The organism is Leptolyngbya boryana PCC 6306, assembly GCF_000353285.1.
Lineage (GTDB): Bacteria > Cyanobacteriota > Cyanobacteriia > Leptolyngbyales > Leptolyngbyaceae > Leptolyngbya > Leptolyngbya boryana.
This window is the reverse complement of record NZ_KB731324.1, coordinates 5461751-5486219: the sequence shown is the minus strand read 5'-3', so window position 1 is coordinate 5486219 and position 24469 is coordinate 5461751. Positions and strand designations below refer to the sequence as shown.

The window sequence follows — 24469 nt, the reverse complement described above, 5'->3', positions numbered from 1 at the left end:
CTACATTCGATGAGAACAAAGAGTCTGACTGGTTAAACTCTGACGAAACTGCACAATCAAATCATTCAGCACAGTCATGTCTATCAGAAATGCATCATGACCGTGAGGAGAGTCTAACCATTTTAGGGATGAGTTAGGAATGAAATCAGCGAGTTCTTGTTGTTCGATAGGTGGATAGAGAATATCTGTCGGAATTCCGACAATCAGGGTAGGTTGCTGAATTGTTTGTAACGTTGCTTGATAGCTTTGATCCGGGCGAGCTAGATCATGAGAATCCATTGCTTTACTTAATGTGATGTAGGTATTTGCGTCAAAGCGATCGGCTAATTTTTGCCCCTGACGTTGCAAATAGCGAGCGATCGTAAATTCTTCGGTTTCAGCATTTCGCCCAAAGCGCTGATCAAAGCTTGCCCACGATCGATAAGTGTTCATTGCCATCATTCGTGCCACAGCCAGTCCGTGAGCCGGGGGGTGATCCGGAGCATAGTTGCCATTGTTCCAATTCGGATCAGCATAAATGGCTTGGCGCTGAGCTTCACTGAGTCCAATACACCAAGCCGAGTGACGACCGGAAACTGCGATCGCAGCGATTGATTCTACTTTCTCTGGATACAGCAATGCCCACTCTAGAACCTGCATTCCGCCGAGCGATCCGCCGATGACTAATTTTAGCGATTGGATCTTCAGTGCCTCGACTAATCGAGCCTGCAGATGAACCATATCTCGGATCGTAATCGCTGGAAAACTATCTCCGTAAGGCTTTCCAGTACTCGGATTAATTGACGTGGCACCGGTTGTTCCGTAGCAACTGCCTAAAATATTGCTACAGACGACGAAATTCGTTTCTAAATCTAGCGCTTTCCCACTTCCAAAAAGGGGTTGCCACCAAGCCTCGACATCTGCCCAGCCTGTGAAGGCATGACATACAAGCACTGCATTATTGCCCGATTCATTCAATTTTCCCCAGGTTTGATAAGCAACTTGCACCCCATGCAACACTTGTCCTGATTCTAGAAAGAACGGGTCAGACAGTTGATAGAACTGCGTTTGAGGCGAAATGATAGAGCAATAGTTCATGCTGGAATGTTCTGGAACGCTTGTTCAAAGTCAGCTTTGATATCATCAATGTGCTCAAGCCCTGTTGAAACTCGGATTAGCTCCGGAGTGACACCTGCCGATCGCTGTTCTGCATCGCTGAGCTGTTGGTGTGTGGTTGAGTTGGGATGAATGACAAGCGTTTTTGCATCTCCAACGTTCGCCAGATGGCTTGCAAGTTTGACGCTATTGATAAATTTCCGTCCTGCTTCTTGACCTCCTTGAATCCCAAAACTGAGCATTCCACTAAAACCATGCCGAAGATATTTTTTTGCACGTTCATGATACGGGTGCTCCGGCAGACCGAGATAGTTCACCCATTCAACTTTCGGGTGCTGTTGCAACCATTGAGCTAGTTCCAACGCATTACTACTATGTCGATCGACGCGTAAGGATAGGGTCTCTAAGCCTTGCAAAAGAAGAAACGCATTAAACGGACTCAAGCTCGGCCCAAAATCTCGCAGTCCCTCAACCCGTGCGCGAATAATAAAAGCAATATTGCCGAATGGACTCTCAGGACCAAACCCTTCATAGAAATTCAAGCCGTGATACCCCGGCGAAGGCTCAGTAAACACTGGAAACTTCCCATTTCCCCAGTCAAACTGACCAGAATCGACGATCACACCCCCGATCGAAGTGCCATGTCCGCCAATCCACTTGGTTGCTGACTGCACAACAATATCCGCGCCATGCTCGATTGGACGTGCCAAATATCCTGCACAGCCGAAGGTATTATCGACGATTAATGGAATGCCATGTTCATGAGCGACGTGTGCCAAAGCTGCAAAATCAGGCACATTGTACTGGGGGTTTCCGATTGTTTCGATATAGAGTGCTTTGGTACGATCGTCGATCGCTTGTCGAAAATCCTCAACATTATCGCCATCGACAAACTTGACTTGAATACCCAACCGAGGCAAAGCAACTTTGAACTGATTGTAAGTTCCACCGTACAGATAGCTCGTTGAAACAATGTTATCGCCTGCTTCTGCGATCGTACTAATTGCTAAAAACTGAGCAGCTTGTCCACTGGATGTTGCGAGTGCTGCGGCTCCTCCTTCTAGTGCTGCAATTCGCTTTTCAAACACATCTGTTGTCGGATTCATGATCCGCGTGTAAATATTGCCAAACTCTTGCAGCGCGAATAACTTCGCTCCATGATCAGCGTTGTCAAACACATAAGAGGTCGTTTGATAGATTGGAACTGCACGTGCATTCGTTCCAGGAGCAGGCGTTTGTCCAGCATGAATCTGTAGTGTTTCAAACTGATACTGATCAGACATAAAACTTTCTCTCCTAATGAGTCGATTAGGCTTAGTAGCCCTGATCAAAATTAACTCTGATAGAACTACTAAGCCTATATCAGTTGCGATCAATCAAACCTTGAAGCTAAACTGCTTGCTCTGGACCTGTGGCAACGGGTAAATCAGTTGTGCTGTACTCTGTCCAAGACCCTTCATAAATTCGCACATTTGGATAGCCGAGCAAATGCTTCAGCACAACGTACTGTAGAGTTGCTTCTCGCCCAGTACTGCATGAGACAATGATGTTATCCGACGGCTTGATATTGCGATCGGCAAGCAATTTGCGAATTTCATCTAATGACTTCAGCTTGTGGGGATTCTTCAAAGCGTCTTGTGCATTGTTCGATTCTGTGAAAGTCGGCCAAGGAATGTTCCGAGCACCTGGAATATGCCCGTTTCGTACCCAAATATTCTTCTCGCCTCGGAACAATTCTGGGGGGCGGGGATCAATGAAGACGACACCTGGCTTATTGATGAGTTGCTTGACACCATTCAAATCTACTCGAATCGATGGATTATCGCGCAATGCAAATTGACTAGGGCGATAACGAGGAAACTCTTTGGTAACAGGCTGATTTGCGGCTTTATAGCCTGCGTATCCTCCATCTAACACTGCAATATCTCGCACGCCCGATCGCTCTAGCAAGTAAGCAACCATGGTTGCACCTAAGACATCTCGCCCATCGGAATAAACGAGAACTTTACTCTTATTGGTCACTCCTGCTTGCGTAAACAAATTAGCTAACTTGCTGGTATCCCAGTACTGCACAGGCAGAAATCCATTCGGACCGCGAAAATTGCTATCTGCGATGTTGACTGCCTTTGGAAGATGCCCTTCAACATAATCCAGAGGGCTAGTCCGCACATCCAAAATGCGTAAATTGGGATCGTTCACATTCGCACTGACCCAACTCGGTGATACGAACTGAATTGTAGATTTCGGACTTGCGGCAAAGGATGCCATCCCAGGAATGACAGCAAACGCGATCGCGATCGCTGCAGCGAGTGCAAAAAATTTCGGCTTTCTCAGCCTTGTCCAAAAGAAAGTGTGGCGCATGGAAAATCTCCGCCGTTTATACTACGGCAAACTGATCGAGATAAAGGACTTTTCATTTATAAAATTGCCATAATTCTGAGAGAAAAACAAGGCCATGGCTCTGAAAAATAACGATTAAGCGATTGAGATACCGTAGTTTACAAATCGTGTATTCCTCTGTATGCGATAGAGTGAAAGCAATTTAGGGTCAGGGTAGGCTTGATTTCACTGCACAACTCTGAACTGCACAACAATGCATAACGCGGCTCAGAGCGAGATCGAGACGGTATTGCGTTTGGGATTCTGCACTCGCAACGACGAAACTAGAACGTTTGAGAGCACCCTATAAGACGCACTGTGAGCGTACTAGCAACAGGCACAAAGCTCTTTTTCATCCTGATTTTATTTTTAGGAGCGATTTTGATGAAATTCCTACGCCGATTTTATTCCGAAATCAGGTCTAGTGTTGCCTTGTGTATTTAAAGGTGCTCGTTGAGATGCATTCACCCGCCCTGGAATAGAATTCCGGGCTAACTGTGCGAACTCCTTTAAAGAGGACTGAATTGCTCAAACTCTTGCATAGTAAGGTTTAGTAGGCTTCGCCTTACTAGCCTAGAATAGAATTCTGGGGTGGGATAGCTTTTAAAACATCCTCTAAGGCTTATTCGATTTGCTCATTTCTGCATCATTGGATGACGAGTCAATCGAAATGACTCAGATTGCGGTTGGCAGATTTCGCTCCACTCAGATCAGCTTCCGCAGTTCAAGTTTTCTCATTTTCAGCATATGAGGATGGCATCCCGACGATTCAAGGGGATCACAATGATCATCGAGTTAGATCGATGATGAATCGGCTGCCGAATCCACGTTATTTCTGAGTACTTCATCTCGAAATGTTACGATCGTAGGTTTCTATTAATAAAAGTTGCGGTGTCTTGATTCCCTTGCTAGGGTGTGCATGTCAATTTGCGTTGACTGATTCCTATCGTTCGGAGTGACGTATCTTATGCTTTGTTTCAATCTCACTGCTGACCATTTTTCGTAAATATCAAATGAGTCTGCGGCATCAAAGCACAACAAAATATCGCTTGATCGAACATCAGGTACCTCTCTCAAAGCACAACTCAAAGATTTATTTCAGCTCTTGTCCCGTATCCGTTTAGTTAAAGACAAAGAGCCTGATAGAACCCTAACCGTGGAGATTTTACGATGAATATTCAGGGAAAGACTGCCCTAATTACCGGGGCTTCTCGTGGCATTGGGCGAGAAATTGCATTGGAATTTGCTCGACAAGGCGCGCGACGATTGATCTTAGTCGCACGATCGCACGATCGACTTGTAGAAGTTGCGAATGAAATCAGAGCATTCGGAGTAGAAGCGGTTCCAGTTGCGCTCAATCTGATTGACTGTGTGGCGGTCAATATTGCGATCGCTCAAGTATGGCGCGATTATGCTCCGATTCACATTCTGATCAACTGTGCAGGCGTTGCTTATCAAACTCCGTTTCTCCTCTCCCAGTCGTCTCAAATGCAAGAGGAGATGTCACTGAATCTAATGGGGATGTACAACATTACCCGCCTGATTGCTCGCAGAATGGCAGTGCATCAACAAGGAACGATCGTGAATGTATCGAGCCTGATGGGGAAAATTGCGGCTCCCACAATGGCAACTTATTCTGCAACGAAGTTTGCAATTTTGGGATTTACTCAAGCACTGCGGGGAGAACTGGCAGCACATAACATTCGGGTGGTCGCCTTACTGCCATCGCTGACTGATACGGAGATGGTGCAGAACTTCCACTGGTTTCGCTGGATTATGCCTACTACGCCGCGAAAAGTGGCGCAGACTTTGGTTTCAGGGCTAGAGAGAGGATCGACCGAGATTTTGGTGGGATGGCAAAGCTATCTTGCAGTTTTGGGCAATCGCTTGATGCCGTGGGTAACTGAAAAAATTACACAGCTTGCCTCTCCGACAGCTCAAGGTCATTCTGCGATTGATGCTCGACTTCGAGCGGCTCGGCTCGGTTCGCGTTAATCTGCATTGAGATCGAGGCAATTACTTTGGGTTAGAGTGCCCTTCCGGCATGCTGGTCTATGGTGAAGACTGTTGAACCAGCACTGTCTCACAAGTTCCTCAAATTCGTTTTTTATTATCGAGACAACACATAGGGAAAAGGAGTGCATCATGTCGTTCTATACATCCGACAGATTTCAAATCCCAACCTTTAGTAATTGCCCTCGATGTCAGCAAACAGTCTCATCAACCTGCAACTATTGTCCTAACTGTGGAGCTTCGCTAAAACAAACGGCTCCCAATTACACAGCCGATCGCGTGAAAATTCCTCTAGATCGCGATTATTTCAGCCCGCCGAACATCAACATAGACCCATCGAAAATCAATATAAAACCGCCGAAGATCAATATAGACTCGCCCATTGGAAGTTCTGCGAATTTCTCAAACATAGCGATGTCAGGAGAGTTTTGTTCCCAATGTGGTCAACGAATCAACCGTTCCCAACCTTTGGATAACAATATCTATGATTTGAACAGAAGAAATAGTGGCGTATGTTTCATCGCTACTGCGTGTAACGCCGATACAGGAACTTTGGACACCTTCTATAAGTTCAGAGACGAAATTCTGTTGCATTCTTCTATCGGCAGGAAAGCGGTTCAGCTTTATTACCGATTCTCGCCAAGAGTAGCGAAGCGTATTCAAAAATCTAAATTGCTTCAACACTCTATTCTGTCCGTACTCCTCAAGCCTTTAGCTGCGTTACTCAGATTCTCAGTTCTTGGCGCTAAAGACGAGGTATGGCACGAGGACTAATCACTTGACTCAATTGTGTCGAGCCGCTCACCTTCACATTGGAGAGCGTGCGAGCGCAAGGGACATATTGCATATTCGGGAATCGCCCTCCAAGGATAGGTCAGCACGCCTTATCAGAGGAAGAGTAAATCCCTATATCAGAAAAATTGAATTTTGTTGACTGTTTGTAACAATACTGTTACATTAGTTTACAGAACGAAACAAATTACCTTTTTAGAGGCAATTGCAATGTATACGACTCGGAATGAAGACGGAATCCTGAATAACTACCCTTCGGAGCCTGTGATGTACTTTGCTGAATTTCCTTCCTCTGAGCAGCAGCAAACTTACGTCACACAAGGCGCGATCGCTGTTTTACTGATCACTTTTACATTCTTGATGGCGCTGGCTGCAAGCTAGAAGCTTCTGAGGCTGTCTCTCCTCAGTCTCTAGATCGCTAAATTGACGTGAAGCACTTTGATGAATTAGAACGAACCCTGGCTTTTGGTTGGGGTTTTCGTGATTGGGTGAGTGTTCTGCATCAGTCAATCTACAGACTGTCACGACCCATCTCGGAATACCTTTGCTTGAGCATGTTGATTGATTCATCACGAGATCACACTCGTTGCATAAATGATTGAATTCAACCGTATTAATTAGTATCAGACAAAGCCACAGCGCTCTACACTACTGGCATCTAGGAGATCAGACCATGTTGAACTTTACCTCTCACAGATTCATCACTTCTCTCCTTCAACCCATTGCTGCAAAACTCGACGCAGTGGAAATCCGTAGCCCAGAAGCGGCTCATTTCTTCTGTCGCCTCATTCCTTCTCAATGTCCTTTTGAACGTGATATCCGTTTCTTTGGTCGAGTCCTGCTCCACATTCCGCCAATGTGCAAACTCAATCCGTTTTATGAACAATTAGTAGGACTACGGTTCAAAGCTTTGTGTTACTTAGCTGACGTGTGCGGCGAAGATATTGCTATCTACTGCTAAAGCTGGATAGAACAACAGGATGATTGCCCACAGATATACTTTAGAGCTTGAGATCTAGAACGGTCGCTTATTCACTCTCGATTTCTTGTCTAAGCTTTTGAATCTACATCGCTCCCTAAGCTTTCCACAAATAGAGTAGCGAAAACAGAATCACCCAAATGCCATCGACAAAATGCCAGAACAATGTCGTTGCACTCACTCCAAAGTGACCTTGATTGTAGTTATCCGATCGAAACGATCGAACTAAGCGGACGAATCGTTCTAGTCATAACACCGCTCAACTAATAAATTACGATGGCTCTTGAGGAGGATCGTTCTCGCCATAGGCTCTAGGATTGCCGTAGTCATAGGGCGGAAACATGACCTGAGGAATCTCTTCAAAGTTTTCTCTAGGCGGAGGAGAAGAAGTCATCCACTCTAGTCCCGTTGCTTCCCAAGGGTTGTCACTGGCTCGTGATCCTAAAAATAAAGATGCAACCACATTGGCAATGAAGAGTAACGTCGAAAGTCCGAGCAAGAATGCGCCTAAACTGGCAATTACATTCCAATTTTGATATTCGGGGGGATATGCTGCGACTCGGCGTACCATTCCTTGTAAACCTAAAGGATGCATTGGCAAGAAGGTTAAGTTTGCACCTAAGAAAGTCAACCAAAAATGTAGCTTTCCCCAACCCTCTGCATACATATGTCCAGTAATTTTAGGAAACCAGAAGTAGATGGCTGCAAAGATTGCCATCGTAATCGTGTTTTAGCGATCGATACGTTAGAAAACATAAGCTTGCAGATTATTTCAAAACTAGATTCGGATTTTGTCCCTGTCGGACTAAGTTTGCAGCAGTGTTGTGAATGTCAAACTCATCACCGAGCTGTGCCCCTAAAGTGCCGTGAATGAAGAGGATTCCGAGCATGGCAATTCCGACTAGCAAGTAACTCCATTGCACTTCTCGTCGGGCAGATCTGCGCCAACGGTAGCGTTGGAGTCCTCGCCATAGGGTCATACCAACGATCGCCGTCAAGATGAAGACACCCGCGACTCCATGAATTAACATCGTTGTGCCTGCACTCAAGCCCCAAGCACTGGTTCCTGGTGGTGGCGTTGCGAGGAAAAGCTCAAAAAAGCCTGCTGCAACAGTGAAAAACGTGATTACTGTAGCCGCGAATAAGTTGTACCAACCGACGGTGAATAAACTCGATCGCAGAGCAGTCAAACCAAAAAATTTGAAGATCGGTTTTTCTAAGGGAAATAGTGTTCCAGCAATATCAAAAATAATGGCAATAATAAACAAGCCGAGTGTCATGTGGACAAACTGCAGGTGAATCGGAACTGAATAGGGTAAATTATTCGCTCCAAGATTTAATTCGGGTTGGAATTGTTCTGTCACGATCGACCTTACCTTCGGCAGATAGCTGTGATCAGACCGGATTGGCTCTATAGCGATCGCGTCTATCGGATGGCTTAATTTGCTCTCTACCGCAGGAAAGTTTTCAGGGCAATTTCACTGTATCTAATGAGGTTTCAATTGATTGAACAGAGAAAAACTGGAATAGTATTTTCTGATTTTTGCTGTAAATTCTTGTAATGAGATAACAAAAAAACTGTACCTTTAGATACTTTTCTGTAGCTTTCTTGAGAAATGTCATGATATTTTAACTTTAACGAAGCATTCATTTCAGGAAATAAAGGTGATTGGGTAGTTCATGCTCCACTATAAGAAAGCTCGGTTGAAATGGGAAAGTTATTGGTTTAAAACCCTTGGCAGATGGCAATCCTGCCCTCTAACCTGTCCAGTTGATCGACCCCATCATCGACATGTGTTTTGGAGTTGGTTCGGTAGTTTTGTTGCGATCTCGGTTACTTCTTACCTTGCCGTCAAAACGAATTCCCCGTTGTTGATGGCTCCTTTTGGTGCGACCAGCGTTTTGATCTTTGGTGTTCCGGACAGTCCTTTGGCTCAACCGCGTAATGTCATTGGTGGAAATCTGTTAGCTGCGATCATCAGTCTGATCATTTTGCATGTTTTCGGGACTTCTCCCGTGGCAATGGGAATGGCTGTTTCGACTGCGATCGGGATTATGCAAATGACTGGTACTGTACACCCTCCCTCAGGAGCTGTTGCTTTGGTTGTCATGATGACGAAACCGGACTGGCAATTTTTGTTAACGCCTGCTTTGGAAGGGTCACTGATTTTAGTTTTATGTGCTGTTGTTTTTAATAACTTAGCTGAAGAAAGAACCTATCCAAAACATTGGTTTTAGAATTGTCTTTAGTGAAGTAAAACTTCAGTACCGGACAAAATACGGTTTTTGCTCAAGTATATTTTTTTAGAATGCAGACGATGGGTGGCTTTTGCTTGGTAAGGCGAAGTCGCACATCGTCTAATTCTATTCTTGGTATTGGAGGACAAATTAATCTGCCTTAAGTCGGTTTGAGTGTTGCTCTTACTCTATATAAAATTCATCTGGCTGATGGATTTTCATCTACAATCCCGGCTCCTGCCAGAATTATGTTTTCTACACTTCTCGCCTTAAGTAATGGGTTTCTTCAGCAGTTTCAGCTTAAGCCTGGTCAGCCCGCGATCGCGGTTAGCTTCCAAGTGCTGCTCTCAGTTCTAGGTCCATTAATAGTAGGAATCGTGATCGGACAACCAGCACAAAGCACGATCGCAATTATGGGCGCTTGGATGGTGGCGATCGTGAATGTAGAAGGGGTGTATCGACAGCAGGCAACCGCAAAATTTGTCGCAATCATTAGTATTACTGCAATGCTGCTGCTGGCAAATCTGGTGCATGGCATTCTCTGGCTATCAGTACTGACGACGTTTCTCGTGATGTTTTTGCTTGGGTTTGCCGGGTTGTGGGGCGCGACAGCCTCTGCCATCAGCTTAACTGCTTCGATTATGTTTATCGTAGCACTGGCAAAATTTGCTACCTTTCCCAACTTGTCTACGGTGCTTCAGCAGTGTCTTCTATGTTTTGGGGGAGGAATATGGTCAATTATTGTTGCTTTAGGGATCTGGCAACTCAATCCCTATAAACCTGTTATCCAATCTGTTTCTAGCTGTTATCAAGCTCTAAATCAACTGATCGATGCTGCAAAGGGACGAGTTGCCTATCCTGACGATCGCCGCGCTCAATTCACTCGTTTTCTTCAAGCTCAAGATAGTTTTACGCAAGCACTCACGGCAGCACGCGATCGCTGGTCAGCTGCTTGGACAGAAGGTGCGAGAAATCTTGCAGGCAACCAATTGCTGATTTTGATCGAAGATACTCCAACGATTGCAAATTACACGGTTACTTTGGTTGAACAGGTTGTGGTTGTTTCTGATCATTCTTTATTTCAATCCTTACAGCCCGCTATTCAGCAAAGTCTCGAACAGTTAGCAGTTGTATTGCAACAAATGTCTACTGCGATCGCGAAAGGTCGATCCTCGATACATTTAGGTGATCTCGATCGCGCCATTGAAGCGCTCAGACATCAACAGCAAATCTTACACACGCAATTCCATTCCAACCTCGGTTCGACTCCGCCGGATCATCAGACTGCATTAACAAGTTTGGATAAGATTTCCACGATACTGACGCGACTATCAGGCCAACTTTATACCGATGTCGAGTTGATGACTGCCTTGGAACAAGAAACGGTTCATAGAAGAGTGAGGTCAGCTAGAACTCGTTCTAGGCTCTCTTTTCCAAAGCCAGCTAATTTCGCTGAAGTTTTCACTCCTCTGCGTGACCATCTCACGGTTCATTCGATTTTTTTTCGTCATGCTTTGCGGTTAGCGATCGTTGCTACGATTGCGGAAGTTCTTGCCGCTCAACTTCAGATTCCTCAAGGTTATTGGGTGACGCTTACGGCTGTGATTGCTCTCAAGCCGAACTATGGTGGTACCTCTCAGATGATCCTGCAACGGGTGATTGGAACGGTGATTGGGGGTGTGATTGGGATCGCGATCGTTGCTTTAATTCACAACTCTTGGGTGATTAGTGTCTGTCTTCTCTTACTCATTATGGGCGCAATGGCAGTTCAGCCCCTCAGTATTATTCTATTTATTACGCTTCTGACTCCTGCTATCATTTTGCTTTTGAATGCGACAAGTCAAGGGGGATGGGAAATCGGGGTTTTACGAATTGCGGATAGTCTAGCAGGTGGGGTTCTCGCATTGTTGGGTAGCTTTCTATTGTTTCCTCAATGGGAGCGGCAACAGCTTCCTGCTCAGCTAGAAACGACGATCCGCGCTAATCTGATTTACTTTCAGCAGGTGATTGCAGCTTATCTTCATCCCGATAAAGTTGGATCTGCTCAATCTATTGCGCTTCCACGCCGTCAAGCTGCGTTAGAAAATACGAACCTTACAGCTTCAGCACAACGGTTATTTAGTGAGCCTCGGAATGTTCAAGGTGATGTTGAATCGATCACAACTTTGATTTTCTATATTCGCCGCTTGTTCAATTCCGTGACAGCGCTTGCAGACCATCGTCAGGAATTAAGCGGGAAGTATCAATGTCCAGAGTTCACACAATTTGCGGATATGGTCGTTCAGGTTTTAGAGAACGGGGCTGATTCTTTACAACAGCGGCAAACTCTCCAGTCTTTGCCTGATCTCGATCGTGTGCTCGACGGAATTCACCATCACCTCAATCAACTGCAAACGGCTCACACTTCTGTTACGCCTGGTTCAAGGACTTCGACTCAGATATTTCATGCCGTCCGGGAACGCGCCCCTGTTTCTGTGGGGCTAGATCAAATTGCTTATGAAATTAAAAATATTCATCACGCGATCGCACAGTTATCACAACCCGTCGTAGAACAGAAATTAAACCTGAGCTAAATCCCTCGATCGATAGAAGCTCAGATCTCTCTGTGGACACATTCTGCTGCGATCGTATTCGGGATACTTTGCGGAAGTAGCTAAACACCCTTAAACCATGAGTGCCAATCCGCAAGACATCCAACCTGTGCCCCCGTTTAATGAAAAGAATGAAGAGGCATTGGACATTGGCGGTGGATTGCCTGTTATTCAGTTCTGGGCAGAAAAGACGCTTTCGCCCGAAGGCGCGAAAATCTGGCAAACCTTGTTCCACCACAGCGCTTGCCTCTCCTGCTCTTGGGGAACGGGCGGGCAGAAAGGAGGCTTTACTGATGAGGAAGGAGAAAAGCTTCAGCGCTGTATGAAGAGTGTTGAAGCAATCTCAGCAGAAATCAAGCCAGGGATTAAGCCTCATTTCTTTGAACAGCATTCGATTACTGAGTTGCAGCAGTTGAGTTCGATGCAAGCTGATCGTTTAGGGCGATTGAGCTATCCTGTCATTCTTCGCGCAGGCAGTTCCCACTACGAGCGGATTAGTTGGGAGGAGATTTATAGCATTGCCGAAGCTGGATTTCGGAAAGCGCCAGAACGAGTGGCTTCTTATAGTTCGGGTCGATCGTCGAATGAAGCGGCGTTTCTGTTGCAATTGATGATGCGGGCATTCGGATCGAACAATCTCGCGGATTGTTCGGATCTTTGCCATGCGCCTTCAACTTTTGCACTTCAGCAGATGTTTGGAACTAAGACCTCAATCGTGTCATTGGAGAGTCTCAAGAAAGCAGATTGTGTGGTTCTAGCAGGTGCAAACTCTGCTTACAATCATCCGCGCTTGATGAATGAGTTGATCAAGCTCCGAGATGATCGAGGCGGCAGAGTGATTGTGATCAATCCAATGATGGAAATTGGATTGGTCAAGTTTGGCTCACCTGCGTTTCCAGTGAAATCATTGATTCCAGGTTCAGAGATTTCTTCGTTGTATTTACAGCCGATTCCTGGCAGTGATGTCGCTGTCTTTCTTGGGATTCAAAAGGCGCTGATTGAGCAGGGATCTGTCGATCGCGCCTTTCTCGATGCTCACACCGAGAATGCAGAAGCGGTCTTAGAGCAAGCAAGTGCAACATCCTGGGAAACGATTACTTCTACTTGTGGAGTGACTCAGGAAGAACTAGAAGCTGCTGCAACGATTATTGGAACTTCGAAATCAGTTGTGTTTGCTTGGGCAATGGGACTCACACAACATGAAAATGGTGTAGATAACATTTTGAGCATTGCGAATACGGCTCTAATTTCAGGCAATATTGGGCGAGAAGGAACAGGTGTGATGCCTGTTCGCGGACATTCCAATGTTCAAGGATTTGGCTCAATGGGGGTGACGACTCAGAAGCTAAAAGAAGGGCTGCAAGAGTCGCTAGAGAAACTACTCGGAAAGCCATTGAGTAGCGTGAAAGGCTATGACACTCGCGCTCTGATTGAAGCTGCCGATCAAGGTAAGGTGGATACGTTGATTTGCTTAGGTGGCAATCTCTATGGTGCGAATCCGGATTCGACTCAAGCTAAGAGAGCGATCGCGCAAATCGAAACGGTGATTTATCTGGCAACTAAGCCGAATATTGGGCACTTCAACGGGCTGGCTCAGCACAACACGATTATCATTCCGGTGTTCAATCGGTTTGAAACCCCTTATCGAACCACGGTTGAATCTGGCAACAATTTTGTGCGGTTGAATGATCCTGGCAAAACCCATTTGAAAGACGCAGATGTCATTCTTGAAATTGATTTTCTGACCGAACTCGCACATCGAGTTCACGGTTCTTATCCGGTAGAGTGGCGAAACCTACGCGATCCAAAGTATGTGCGGCAATTGATTGCAGAAATGGTTCCTGGATTCTCGAAGATGGCAACGATCGATGACACTCGCGAGGAGTTTACGATCGAGGGTCGGATTATCACAGAACCGAAGTTTCCCACGCCTTCGGGAAAAGCAAAGATGTTTAGTACCCCGTTGCCTCGGTTGGAATTGCCCGATCGCGCTTCGTTCAGTGTTGATGACTCGATCCCCAGTGTTGTGGTGGCGATCATGACGGGGCGCAGCTATTCTCAGCACAATACGGTCGTGTACAAAGATGGCGACAAGTATCGCGGAATGCCGCATCGTAATTGTATTTTGATGCACCCAACTGATGCTGAGAAAGCAGGATTGAAGCAACATCAGCGCGTGACTGTACAAGGCAATGCAGGCAAATTAGAACAGGTGGAATTGATTTATGGAGCTGTGCGTCCGGGAGCGGCAGTGATGTTTTATCCAGAAGTGAATCGAATCTTTAGTGCAAAGGTCGAAACGCGATCGGGGACACCCGCTTATAAACGAGTGCCTGCGATCGTATATGCCAGCTAGAACTGACGCTCGGTTTCTGGTTGTGTCAAACATCGTTTTTAGTAACAAATTTAGTGATTCATGGTGTTTGGTTAAGCGCTCATTACCGAAGAGAGTACAGTCAACCTCATCACATCGGATTAAGGGTTAACCTCAATCCGATGTGATTCGGGATTTTGTTCTCTTAGCTCTCTTCTTGAATTAAGATGCATCGGGTGGCGGAAGTTGGGTAGGTCGTACATTAACTGCAACGCTACGATCGTTGCGTTGGACAGTCATCGGAAGTGGATTATTTAACTGTGCCCCTTCGATCGTTTTCTGAACTTGTTCAGTGTTTTGAACCGCATTGCCATTAATACTTATAAGCACATCTCCTGGACGTAGCCCTGCTCGTGCCGCAGGAGAATTCTCTGCTACTCTCACAATGAGTACGCCAGTCGTCTGATTGACTTGAAAGCCAACATTACTGCGGTTAATTTGATCGCGCAGTTCTGGCGTGAGATCCGTCATCAACACCCCTAAATACGGGTGAGTAACTTGTCCTTTCGTGATCAATTGCTCCGCAACTTGTTGGGCAGTGTTAATGGGAATGGCAAAACCGATTCCCTGTGCTCCTTGGATAATGGCAGTATTGATGCCAATAACTTCTCCATTGGCATTGAGTAATGGGCCACCCGAATTTCCTGGATTAATGGCTGCATCGGTTTGAATAAATCTCACCCGTTCAGCCGGAACCCCGACATCCGAACTAGAACGACCTGTTGCACTAACAATTCCTTCTGTCACTGTGTTATCGAGTCCTAATGGATTGCCGATCGCGATCGCGGCTTGTCCAGGCTGCAAATTATCAGAATTGCCGAGTCGAGCAGTAGGTAGTCCTGTTGTTTCAATCTTTAGAACTGCAACATCTGTCACGCGATCGCTGCCTAAGACTTTGGCATCAAATCGTCGCCCGTCCTTCAGTACAATACTCACCGTATCTGCATTGTCAACAACGTGTGCATTGGTGAGAATTCGCCCATCCTGACTAATAATAAATCCTGAACCCGTACCTCGCTGCACTCGCTGCTGAGTGGGAGATTGCTCACCAAAAAACCGTCTTAAGTACGGATCGTTGGTGGGCTGCTGTAATGTTCGAGTTGAGTTAACGCGAACCACTGCAGGGCCAACTTGTTCTACGACTTGAGCCACATAGTTTGGATTCCCTCCTGAATTGGCAACGGGAGGATTGGATGGGGTAGGAACTGGAGTATTGGAACTTTGAGCTTGGGGCGTGACCGTTTGTTCTTGTGGAGCACTAAGATTCCGAACACATCCTGTACTCAGACTGGCAAGAATTAAGGTCAATGAAACTAGAGGGGGTTTAATAATACTAGCCATAACACTTCACTGTAATGAATACTAAATCTTGAAGAAAAACAAATTCACAACTTCATCCTAGAAACTAAATTGGGCAAGTCATCTCTCTAACGACTAGAGTTCGTTCAATTGAGTTCAATTGATTTGATTCCGCATTTCACTACGGACAAATTGCATAATCGCAGGCATGGTTTCCATTAACGCTGCGGCGGCTTGAGAAGAGACCAATTGCTCGATCGATCATCTTTGGTTTCATTATTTTTTTATTCCTTGAGAAGTATGACACTCAGAAAAAATATGTCAAATTAATAGTTAGATAAGCTAACTATTAACATACAAAAAAAACTGGGTTTGCATGATGCCTATTTATGCTTCTCCTCGATCTCACAGCGCTGTCAATTTGTTCCATCCTGCAAATCGACAGCAACGCTGGAAGCTCTGGAGTTTGTTGTTCTTGCTTTGCTGGCATTACTTCGATGACTTCGAGTAGTTCCTTGGGCAGTTCTCAGATCACGCTGCAATTTGATCTCAATCGCAATATTGATGGGGCTGCACAAGATGTACAAGCCGCGATCGCGAAAGCTATCCAACAGTTGCCTTCGACGATGACAACGCCACCGTCTTATCGGAAAGTGAATCCTGCCGATCAGCCAGTTCTCTATCTTTCGTTGAGTTCTGAAATCTTGCCACTTTCTACGATCAATAAATACGCCGAAACGCAGTGAGCTCAGCGACTTTCGATGGTGAGTGGTGTGGCTCAGGTTAACGTGTTTGGATCGCAGAAGTATGCAGTTCGAGCATTGCTTGATCCAAACTCTTTAAGTGCTAGAGGAATCGGGATTGATGAAGTTGCAGATGCGATTAGCAAAGGCAATTCTAATCTTCCCACCGGGAATCTCTATGGCAATCAGCAAAACCTGACGATCGAATCGAATGGACAACTCACTAATGCAGATGCCTATCGCAATTTAACGATCTCTTACCGCAATGGTTCTTCGGTACATTTGAGTGACTTGGGGCAGGTGGTTGATAGCGTCGAGAATGATAAAGTTGCAAGCTGGTATTTCTCGCGCAGTTTGGGTTCTGGAGAAACGGAGCAGGCAAAAGCAGGGGAGTTTCCGGGTAGACGGGCGATCGTATTAGCAATTCAGAAACAACCTGGTACGAACACCGTAGAAACTGTTGCACAAATTAAAAAAAATCTGCCGAACTTTCAGAAACAGCTTCCAGCTGCAATCTCGATGGAAGTTTTGTTTGATCGATCGCAGCCGATTAAGGAATCGATTGAGGATGTGCAATTTACGCTGATGTTGACGATCGCGCTGGTTGTGCTTGTGATCTTTTTGTTTCTGCGAAATCTTTCTGCGACGATTATTCCAAGTTTGGCAGTTCCACTATATTGTGTTAGGAATTCTGTACGAAGATTTCATCCATCCGTTGACAATTTTATCGAGCCTGCCTTCGGCTGGATTTGGTGCATTGTTAACGTTGCTATTGTTCAAAGTGGATCTCAATATTTATGCGTTCGTGGGCATTATCTTGCTCATCGGGATTGTAAAAAAGAACGGCATTATGATGGTGGACTTTGCGATCGAGGCTCGCAGAGATGGGAAAAGTCCTTATCAAGCTATTTATCAAGCATGCCTGGTTCGATTTCGCCCGATCATGATGACAACAACGGCAGCATTGATGGGGACGTTACCGATCGCACTCGGCTTTGGTGCGGGTGCAGATGCTCGTCGCCCGCTTGGGCTTGCTGTTGTCGGTGGATTGGTGTTTTCGCAGTTGCTCACGTTGTATCTGACGCCTGTGTTTTACACCTATATGGAAGCGTGGCAAACGAAGCTGCGATCGCGCAAGAAACATTCACCTGCTTCTCAAACTGATCTTGTCTAATCGTTGCTGATTTCTTTTGTCTCAGGATTTTTTCAATTGATTCAAGTTTTCAATTCAAACTTCAATGGCTACTACTCGCGATCGCTCAAAAATGCAAAACAACTCAAACTCAACCAAGGCTCAGTCTAGTTATGTACAAGGACCCTTGAAATGGGCGATTGCATTCACGGCATCGCTGGGTGCAATTCTAGAAGTCATTGATACGAGTATTGTGAATGTTGCCTTAACGGATATTCAAGCAACACTAGGGGCAACGGTGAGTGAAGTGGGATGGGTCGTCACTGGATATGCGATCGCGAACGTTGTTCTGATTCCACTCTCGGCTTGGCTCGGTGATGTGTTTGGGAAGAAGACTTACTTTGTGTTCTCGATGGTAGGCTTTACTCTCGCCTCGGTGATGTGTGGGTTCGCCTTCAATTTGCCGATGCTCGTCATTTCTCGGATTCTGCAAGGGCTATTTGGGGGCGGATTGTTGGCGAAAGCTCAAGCGATCTTATTTGAAACCTTTCCGCCCGCAGAACAGGGTCTAGCACAAGCGGTTTTTGGGGTTGGTGTGATTGCTGGTCCCGCGATCGGACCAACCTTGGGCGGGTATCTTACCGATAGTTTGGGTTGGCGCTGGATTTTCTTTATCAATTTGCCAGTTGGGATTGCAGCAGTTCTGATGGCAATCTTTTTTCTGCCGCCCGATCGCGTTCAGGGGAAAAAAAATCATCAAAAGGTCGATTGGCTTGGGATTATTTTGTTAATCGTTGCGGTCGGAAGTTTGCAGACTTTTTTGGAGGAAGGAGAACAGGACGATTGGTTTAATTCCCAATTCATCACAACGTTGGCAATCACGACGGTGGTCGGATTGGTATTGTTTATCTGGCGCGAACTCAGTACTAAAGATCCAGCCGTGGATTTGCGTGTCTTACGACATCGATCGCTTGCAGCAGGCAGTGTCTACTCTGGAATTTTGGGGATGGGACTTTATGGAGCCTTGTTTGCAGTTCCATTATTTGCTCAGGGAGTATTACGCTTTACGGCCACACAAACGGGATGGTTGTTAGCTCCCGGTGCGTTGGCATCTGCGATCGTGATGATTCTACTTGGTAAGATTTCGACCAAAGTTGATGCGCGAATTCTGATCGCGATCGGTGCAGTGGGAACGGCTCTCGTAATGTTTCAACTTTCCAATATCACACCGCAAACTGGAACAGAGGATTTATTTTATCCCTTGCTGTGGCGGGGAGCGACCACAGTTTTGATGTTTTTACCGCTGAGTTTAGCAACTCTCGGATCACTACCAAAGCAAGATATTTCGGCTGGATCGGGATTTTATAACCTGACTCGTCAGCTTGGCGGTAGCATTGGCATTGCTATCTTAACGACGCTATTGGCTCAACGAGAAGCATTTCACAAAGCGATGTTGTTGACAAATCTATCTCCTTACAATCCAGAAACCACTCAACGCCTGAATGCTCTAGCAGGTGCATTTCAAAACCGTGGCTCAGATGCAGCAACCGCCCAACAACAAGCTCTTACCTCTTTGGATCAATTGGTCAATCTGCAAGCGGCAATTTTATCCTATGCCGATATTTTTCGGTTTGTGGGCGTGGTTTTTCTATGTTCGTTGCCGTTGCTTTTACTGCTAGGGAAAGGCGGTGCCGGGGCAAAGGCACCGATCGATCACTAATCGCCTGTTTCTAGAGTGGACAATGGCGATTGATTTTGAGTTCGACTCTGAGAGCGAATGAAAGGCAACTTGGGAGAGAGGAAAAACCCGACTAAACTTGCAAAGAGAATGGGGGCAAAGGGCGTAAAGCCTGTCAACTTCGTTAAGAGCAGTGTTGTGCTAATCGGAGTCCGAGTTACTGCCGCATTCATGGCCGCCATAATTGCAATCATCGGAAGTACAGGATTAACACCCGGAATCAGTAGCGCGATCGCTTTACCAAGACAAGCTCCTGTAAAAAACAGCGGAATAATAAATCCCCCGCGCCATTCGCCATTTACTGTTACCGCGATCGCAATCATTTTCGCGATCGCGATCCCTAGCAAAGTGAAAGCACCGAGATTTTGTTCAACGACTGAATTTAATTCTTCATGACCAAAGTAGCGTGTCAGAGGAACGAGCATGGCGATAATTCCTAACACTAATCCCGCGATGGTCGTCCGAATATAAATCGGTTGCGGAATTTTTGCAAACAGCCAAGCACAACCTCTAAAAATACTAATAAATATCCAAGCCGCGATCGCTCCAACAATTCCATAAGCAATAGAAAGAGCAAAATCATCCACATTATTAATTGTGTATTGGGGAAATTGCCAAGTTGGATTCAGCCCCAAATGCGTAATTAAGGCAAAGACAATGTAGCTAGCACAGCTAGAAACGATCGCAGGTAAAATCGCCTCGTAATATTCCACGACATGCTGGTGATGCAGAATCTCCAATGCAAAGAACGCACCCCCCAATGGCGCACCAAACAATGCTGTAAAGCCTGCTGCCATTGCTGCTAGGCTCAGCGATCGCAGGTTTTCTCCCGTTAACTTTAAGCGATCGGCAACCCAAGTTCCAAAAGAACCTGTGACCTGAACCATCGGAGCTTCGGGACCTAAACTCCCTCCTGCCGAAATGCTCACTAACGAGGTCAGGATCATGGAAGGATTTTCACGAACGTCAATTCGCCCACCGCGAGAATGGATGTTATCCACAATCAAGCCAATTTCACCCGGATGACCTAGAAGGTGGATGATTAGCCCGATTATGAAACCCGCAAAGGGCATGACGATGAGCAGTGAAGTACCGCTGAACGATCGTAAAGTATGGGTCAGAAGTTCTAGTAGATTCCAGTACAGCCCGGCGAATAAACCGCTGCCCACGCCGATGAGCGCCCAACAAATGATCCAGCGGGATAGCGTGAAAGGATTTCGCTCGGCTAGGCTCACGAGCCAGCTCCCTCTCTGATTTTGATTTTGGCGAGAGCCTTTAGATTGTTTAGGTCGAAATGGAAATACCATCGAATGTTCGTAATCTTCAAGGCTTAGATCGTCTCATAACACGATAAAAATCGGGTAAAAATCAGATCTACCTTAAGGAGGAATTCTCACCTTACGATTCTATGAATTAAAGTGAAACGGGATTTCTATGCCGACTATGCTCTAGAAAGGACAGTTCAAGATTGTGAATTAAGTTGCGAACTTCCGGCTTTTGAAAAGGGGAACTGCTCAAAGCAGATTAATGTTTGTCATCCATCCGATAACCACAACAAATCACAATTGCGCAATTCGTTGGCCTTATGTCTACACCAAAAGGCTTGCTCCTCTAGGTGTCATATAGAAAATTTCTACTTGTTTAAGTAATTCTAATTTTTCCTTCGATCGTAGCCTCTGCTGCAGTCTTTAAATGTATCCGGTATACAGTGATAAATGGACGTTATTCGCTTCACGTAGCATGAAGCAAATTTTGTAAAGATGAATCTGGTTCCGTAAACCTTTTGTGCGACCGGATTCGTTAGCGTTCTGATTTGTTCGGGCTGATGTTTGTTAGAAATTGGAGATTTGGAGTTTTATGCTCAAACACATTGCGCGTCGGTTGAGTGCAGTAGCAGTTACATTTTTATTATTTTTTAGTCTTTCGTTTGGAGTGATGAGTGCAGCTCAAGCGGCAAGTGCAACGACTGATCTTGAACAGACGAAGGGCTATTATGCTCAAAAAGCAGACGATATGTCTGAAGTGCAAGCTGCTCCTAGTGTAGAAGTAGATTCTGAAGCCGCTGAAGAGGCGGCTGAAGAGGCGGCTGAAGAGGCAGCAAAAGCGGAGAAGAAAGCTGCGAAGAAGGCGGCGAAGGAGGCAAAAGCTGCAGCGAAGGCTGAAGAGAAGAAAGTGAAGGAAGCTGCGAAGGCAGAAGCGAAAAAAGCGAAGGAAGCTGCGAAGGCAGAGGCGAAAAAGGCGAAGGAAGCTGCGAAGGCAGAGAAGGCAAAGGGTGCTGAAAAGTCTACTGATGTGACTGAATCTGATTCTTAGCGTTGGATGCCGACATCTAACGGTTGGTAGTGCGATCGAGCGTCAAATTCCTCGATCGCAGAGACAGATTTCACGCGGTTTGTATTGGATCATTGCAGGAGATTGATATGAAAAGATTGTTTGTGTCCGTTTTTGCAAGTTTAGTTGTTTTACTCGGTTTTGCAGGAAGGGTGCAGGCAACACCTTTGTCGGTTGCTCCTCCGATTTTATCTGTGGCTGAAGCGGCTCCAGTTGATGTGATTGAGCAACTGAAAACACAAATTTTGCCGCAGCTTCAGAGCATTTTGACTCCAGAGCAGCAACAGCAGCTTGAGAGTGCGATCGTAGAAGGAACGCCGAATCTGCCTAAGGCGATGCAATCATTAATGCTCACGCCAGATCAGAAGGCTAAACTTGCAGGTGTTTTTAAGACGCTTCCGAAAAAGGAAATTTTTGCGTCGATGACTCCAGAGCAGAAGAAGCAGCTTTTTATGAGCAAAAAAGATCTGTTTATGCCGACTGCTGAAGAGATTGCTGGATATAAAGCGATGAAAGGGAAATAGATTAATGTGGAAAGATAGGGAAGCTTGATTTTCTTAGCCTATCTGAGACAAGACTGATTTCAATGTTGGATCGGTTGTGAAGCTGTCAGGAAATCAAAAAGCTAAACCATCGATCGAGATTGAGAACCCTTTGAACTTCTGCGGTTATCGCAGAAGTTCAAATTTTAATTACTTTCTCAAATCCAGACTTTTCAGGAGTTCCAGTTCGATAATCTTGGACTATAAAATTAACTGGACTGAAAATGGACTAAATTTTCACCTCTATTTTTCGACTCGATCGCGGCTCGCTTATCCAAATTTGCTCAAGGGGTGACAACGAAGCTAGAGAGCAGACTGGATCAAGGAAATGGCATTGAGACCTCGCTGAAAAAAGGGACGTTTTTGCGGCTTGAGTGCCATCAACTTGGTCGCCAGAGTTGACCACAATTGCAAGGGTTCAATCCACAACCTGCCATACAAGCCAATCCAGAAATTGCTATGTCGGTTTCGGGTTCGCTTCGGCTCCTTGACTCGACCGACGTAGCATTGCACTTGCTTTTGGCGAATGCGTCGTCCCTGAAGCGTTGAGAGCGAATAAGCAATGGCAATCAGAACCAGTAGTGCATTGAATCGGCGTGAATCGGCATGGCAATCTTCGAGATGATAGCCACCGGATTTGTAGTCTTTGAACAGCGGCTCAATGGAGAAGCGATTAGAGTAAGCTTTCAGAGTTTGTTCGGCACCGACGAGATTGGTCAGCAGATACCAAGCATCAGAATTCGATTGACGGTAGGCGCGTTTTTGGCGCAAGACTAAATTATGCTTGCCGAACCCGCGATTTTGCGTGACTTGAATGTGCAGATATTGCTCAGTGATTCCGGGCGTTTGTGGCAAATCGTCGAGGCGAGTAAACGCATCGCTGTCATTCGGTTTGATGGTCGTACTTTTCGGTAAACGGAACACGAATTTGACTTGTTTTTCCACACACCAAGCAGCAAGCTCGATACTGTGAAACTCACGGTCTCCGAGCAAAATGAAGCGATACTTTTTCAACAGATGAAATACCGGACATAACACTTTTCGTTGTTCAGCCAGCGAACTCTGTCCTTGCTTGTTCAGCCACATCCAGTGCAATGGGATTGCCCGCTTCTGGTATACAAGACTCACCATGATCAAGTTATGGTTTTGCCATTGCGTCCGGTCAACCACCAGGTGAAGCGGAGTTCTACCTGAGTAATGTCGTTTGATCCACTGCTTGACAATCGGAAACCAGATCGCTTGTGGAGTCAGTTGCGGCAGACTCAAGAATCGCTGAATATTCCGCCGTCTGCTCTCAAATAGAATCGGTTGCGGAAACAGGGTCGCTATCCGTTCAATCGTAATTCTTCGCTCTTTTTGCAACAGTTCGACCAAGATTTCTAGCGTCACAAATTGCGCTTCCGTTAATTGCGATTGTAAACAGGTTTGATAGAATGAGGGCAACATCTTTTAGATTGATGGGGTGAAACAAGTGGAATCACCTCATTTTTTCTGTCTCTCAATGCTGCTATCCGGCATCCTTTCTACCGTTCAGTCGTGTCGTCACCCCTTAAGCCAAATTTGACCTGATTATACCCGTCGATCTCTTCAGTAAATCGCCTCTTTAGTCTTATATGAGACTTATAATGAGTCCTAAATTAAGTCTTATTTGAAACTGTAAATTCGATCGCGGAAGCCAATGAAACAACCACACTCCATTATTTTGACTCTCACAATCATTACCATCACGATTGCAACTCCAACCCTTTCCGAGCCGTACAACTCCAACCCCGATCGGCAAGGTAACTATTTCAGCAATGAAGCCCCAGTCAAAGGCACAGTCCAATCTCCTCTGATGCGCGGCTCACTCTGGCAAGTGACAGTCTCATACTTAAACTGTCGCAGCAATGCAGATGCAAAGTCTCGGATTATCCGACAGTTCAAACGCTCAGAATTACTGCAAGCCGATGTCGGTCGTGGCGGCGCAGACGAAGTTCTCCTCAATGCAAAAGACAAAAACGGCAATCCCTGGATGCGAGTTAGAAGCGCATCTGGACAAAATTACAAATGCTACGTCAGAGCAAATCGCCGCTATATCCAACCTTACTCTTCTCACCAATAATACTTTTTCTCATTTAAGACGCTATATGAGACTTAATCTGTGTCTCATTCGAGACACGCTCATCATACAGAAGTTGGGAATGTTTTAGATCTACAGGGCTAAAAGGTTATCGGCTTGCATGT

20 protein-coding genes and 2 pseudogenes are annotated in these 24469 nt (G+C 45.7%); 13 read left to right on the top strand and 9 right to left on the bottom strand.

Going from position 1 to position 24469, the window contains the following annotated elements; all coding sequences use genetic code 11:
* The 3 genes from metX to LEPBO_RS0127320 form a co-directional block, all read right to left on the bottom strand.
* Entirely contained in the window at positions 1 to 1077 is a 1077-nt protein-coding gene (gene metX / locus LEPBO_RS0127330; RefSeq protein ID WP_017290775.1) for a homoserine O-acetyltransferase MetX, read from the bottom strand.
* The gene (locus LEPBO_RS0127325) at positions 1074 to 2378 is read right to left on the bottom strand and encodes an O-acetylhomoserine aminocarboxypropyltransferase/cysteine synthase family protein (protein WP_017290774.1); all 1305 of its coding nucleotides are present in this window, start codon (positions 2376 to 2378) and stop codon (positions 1074 to 1076) included. The genes metX and LEPBO_RS0127325 overlap by 4 nt, the downstream gene beginning before the upstream one ends.
* A gap of 106 nt (positions 2379 to 2484) precedes the next feature.
* A complete protein-coding gene (locus LEPBO_RS0127320; protein ID WP_017290773.1) occupies positions 2485 to 3456 on the bottom strand; it encodes a sulfurtransferase in 972 nt (323 codons plus the stop codon).
* Positions 3457 to 4644: 1188 nt separating this feature from the next.
* On the opposite strand from LEPBO_RS0127320, the gene LEPBO_RS0127310 reads away from it, so the two are divergent.
* From LEPBO_RS0127310 to LEPBO_RS0127290, 4 genes are all read left to right on the top strand, one after another.
* The gene (locus LEPBO_RS0127310) at positions 4645 to 5469 is read left to right on the top strand and encodes an SDR family NAD(P)-dependent oxidoreductase (protein WP_017290771.1); all 825 of its coding nucleotides are present in this window, start codon (positions 4645 to 4647) and stop codon (positions 5467 to 5469) included.
* A 150-nt stretch (positions 5470 to 5619) separates the two neighbouring features.
* The gene (locus tag LEPBO_RS45430; protein WP_394374096.1) at positions 5620 to 6261 is read left to right on the top strand and encodes a zinc ribbon domain-containing protein; all 642 of its coding nucleotides are present in this window, start codon (positions 5620 to 5622) and stop codon (positions 6259 to 6261) included.
* Positions 6262 to 6489: 228 nt separating this feature from the next.
* Positions 6490 to 6660, top strand: a complete 171-nt coding sequence (gene psb34, locus LEPBO_RS38455) for a photosystem II assembly protein Psb34 (RefSeq protein ID WP_017290768.1) — start codon at positions 6490 to 6492, stop codon at positions 6658 to 6660.
* A 292-nt stretch (positions 6661 to 6952) separates the two neighbouring features.
* Positions 6953 to 7240, top strand: coding sequence for a Mo-dependent nitrogenase C-terminal domain-containing protein (locus LEPBO_RS0127290; RefSeq protein ID WP_017290767.1), 288 nt, complete (start codon positions 6953 to 6955; stop codon positions 7238 to 7240).
* A 115-nt stretch (positions 7241 to 7355) separates the two neighbouring features.
* On the opposite strand, the pseudogene LEPBO_RS44080 reads toward LEPBO_RS0127290, so the two are convergent.
* The 3 genes and pseudogenes from LEPBO_RS44080 to LEPBO_RS0127280 all read right to left on the bottom strand — a co-directional run.
* Positions 7356 to 7472, bottom strand: a pseudogene (locus LEPBO_RS44080) (cytochrome c oxidase subunit 3); the annotation flags it as partial.
* 57 nt (positions 7473 to 7529) lie between these two features.
* Positions 7530 to 7976: a cbb3-type cytochrome c oxidase subunit I gene (locus LEPBO_RS0127285; protein ID WP_017290766.1), complete on the bottom strand. Its 447-nt coding sequence runs from the start codon at positions 7974 to 7976 to the stop codon at positions 7530 to 7532.
* A 49-nt stretch (positions 7977 to 8025) separates the two neighbouring features.
* Positions 8026 to 8622, bottom strand: coding sequence for a DUF2231 domain-containing protein (locus LEPBO_RS0127280; RefSeq protein ID WP_017290765.1), 597 nt, complete (start codon positions 8620 to 8622; stop codon positions 8026 to 8028).
* Between the two features lie 316 nt (positions 8623 to 8938).
* Here LEPBO_RS0127280 and LEPBO_RS0127270 point away from each other — a divergent pair, with 316 nt between their 5' ends.
* The 3 genes from LEPBO_RS0127270 (at position 8939) to LEPBO_RS0127260 (ending at position 14443) form a co-directional block, all read left to right on the top strand.
* A complete protein-coding gene (locus LEPBO_RS0127270; protein ID WP_017290764.1) occupies positions 8939 to 9496 on the top strand; it encodes an HPP family protein in 558 nt (185 codons plus the stop codon).
* A gap of 248 nt (positions 9497 to 9744) precedes the next feature.
* Complete coding sequence (locus LEPBO_RS0127265; RefSeq protein ID WP_017290763.1) at positions 9745 to 12069, top strand: FUSC family protein; 2325 nt, start codon at positions 9745 to 9747, stop codon at positions 12067 to 12069.
* A gap of 97 nt (positions 12070 to 12166) precedes the next feature.
* A complete protein-coding gene (locus LEPBO_RS0127260; RefSeq protein ID WP_017290762.1) occupies positions 12167 to 14443 on the top strand; it encodes an FdhF/YdeP family oxidoreductase in 2277 nt (758 codons plus the stop codon).
* A 180-nt stretch (positions 14444 to 14623) separates the two neighbouring features.
* On the opposite strand, the gene LEPBO_RS0127255 is transcribed toward LEPBO_RS0127260, so the two are convergent.
* Positions 14624 to 15802 carry an HhoA/HhoB/HtrA family serine endopeptidase gene (locus LEPBO_RS0127255; protein WP_017290761.1) on the bottom strand — a complete coding sequence of 393 codons (1179 nt, stop codon included), beginning with the start codon at positions 15800 to 15802 and terminating at the stop codon, positions 14624 to 14626.
* 347 nt (positions 15803 to 16149) lie between these two features.
* On the opposite strand from LEPBO_RS0127255, the pseudogene LEPBO_RS44895 reads away from it, so the two are divergent.
* The 3 genes and pseudogenes from LEPBO_RS44895 to LEPBO_RS0127240 all read left to right on the top strand — a co-directional run.
* Positions 16150 to 17166: pseudogene (locus LEPBO_RS44895) on the top strand (efflux RND transporter permease subunit); the annotation flags it as partial.
* Between the two features lie 16 nt (positions 17167 to 17182).
* Positions 17183 to 17677 (top strand): efflux RND transporter permease subunit, encoded by a 495-nt coding sequence (locus LEPBO_RS45425; protein WP_239741361.1) that lies wholly within the window; start codon positions 17183 to 17185, stop codon positions 17675 to 17677.
* A 64-nt stretch (positions 17678 to 17741) separates the two neighbouring features.
* Positions 17742 to 19355, top strand: coding sequence for a DHA2 family efflux MFS transporter permease subunit (locus LEPBO_RS0127240; RefSeq protein ID WP_017290759.1), 1614 nt, complete (start codon positions 17742 to 17744; stop codon positions 19353 to 19355).
* On the opposite strand, the gene LEPBO_RS0127235 is transcribed toward LEPBO_RS0127240, so the two are convergent.
* Positions 19352 to 20608: a chloride channel protein gene (locus tag LEPBO_RS0127235; RefSeq protein ID WP_225885670.1), complete on the bottom strand. Its 1257-nt coding sequence runs from the start codon at positions 20606 to 20608 to the stop codon at positions 19352 to 19354. The two genes, LEPBO_RS0127240 and LEPBO_RS0127235, sit on opposite strands and share 4 nt — an antisense overlap.
* A gap of 622 nt (positions 20609 to 21230) precedes the next feature.
* Between LEPBO_RS0127235 and LEPBO_RS0127230 the strand changes: the two genes are divergently transcribed.
* The gene (locus tag LEPBO_RS0127230) at positions 21231 to 21686 is read left to right on the top strand and encodes a hypothetical protein (RefSeq protein WP_017290757.1); all 456 of its coding nucleotides are present in this window, start codon (positions 21231 to 21233) and stop codon (positions 21684 to 21686) included.
* 107 nt (positions 21687 to 21793) lie between these two features.
* Positions 21794 to 22228: a hypothetical protein gene (locus tag LEPBO_RS0127225; RefSeq protein WP_144056282.1), complete on the top strand. Its 435-nt coding sequence runs from the start codon at positions 21794 to 21796 to the stop codon at positions 22226 to 22228.
* A gap of 321 nt (positions 22229 to 22549) precedes the next feature.
* Here the strand turns inward: LEPBO_RS0127225 and LEPBO_RS0127220 are convergent, their stop codons facing one another.
* Positions 22550 to 23692 carry an IS4 family transposase gene (locus LEPBO_RS0127220; RefSeq protein WP_017285525.1) on the bottom strand — a complete coding sequence of 381 codons (1143 nt, stop codon included), beginning with the start codon at positions 23690 to 23692 and terminating at the stop codon, positions 22550 to 22552.
* 232 nt (positions 23693 to 23924) lie between these two features.
* Between LEPBO_RS0127220 and LEPBO_RS0127215 the strand changes: the two genes are divergently transcribed.
* Entirely contained in the window at positions 23925 to 24347 is a 423-nt protein-coding gene (locus tag LEPBO_RS0127215; protein WP_017290755.1) for a hypothetical protein, read from the top strand.
* Positions 24348 to 24469: the final 122 nt, after the last annotated feature.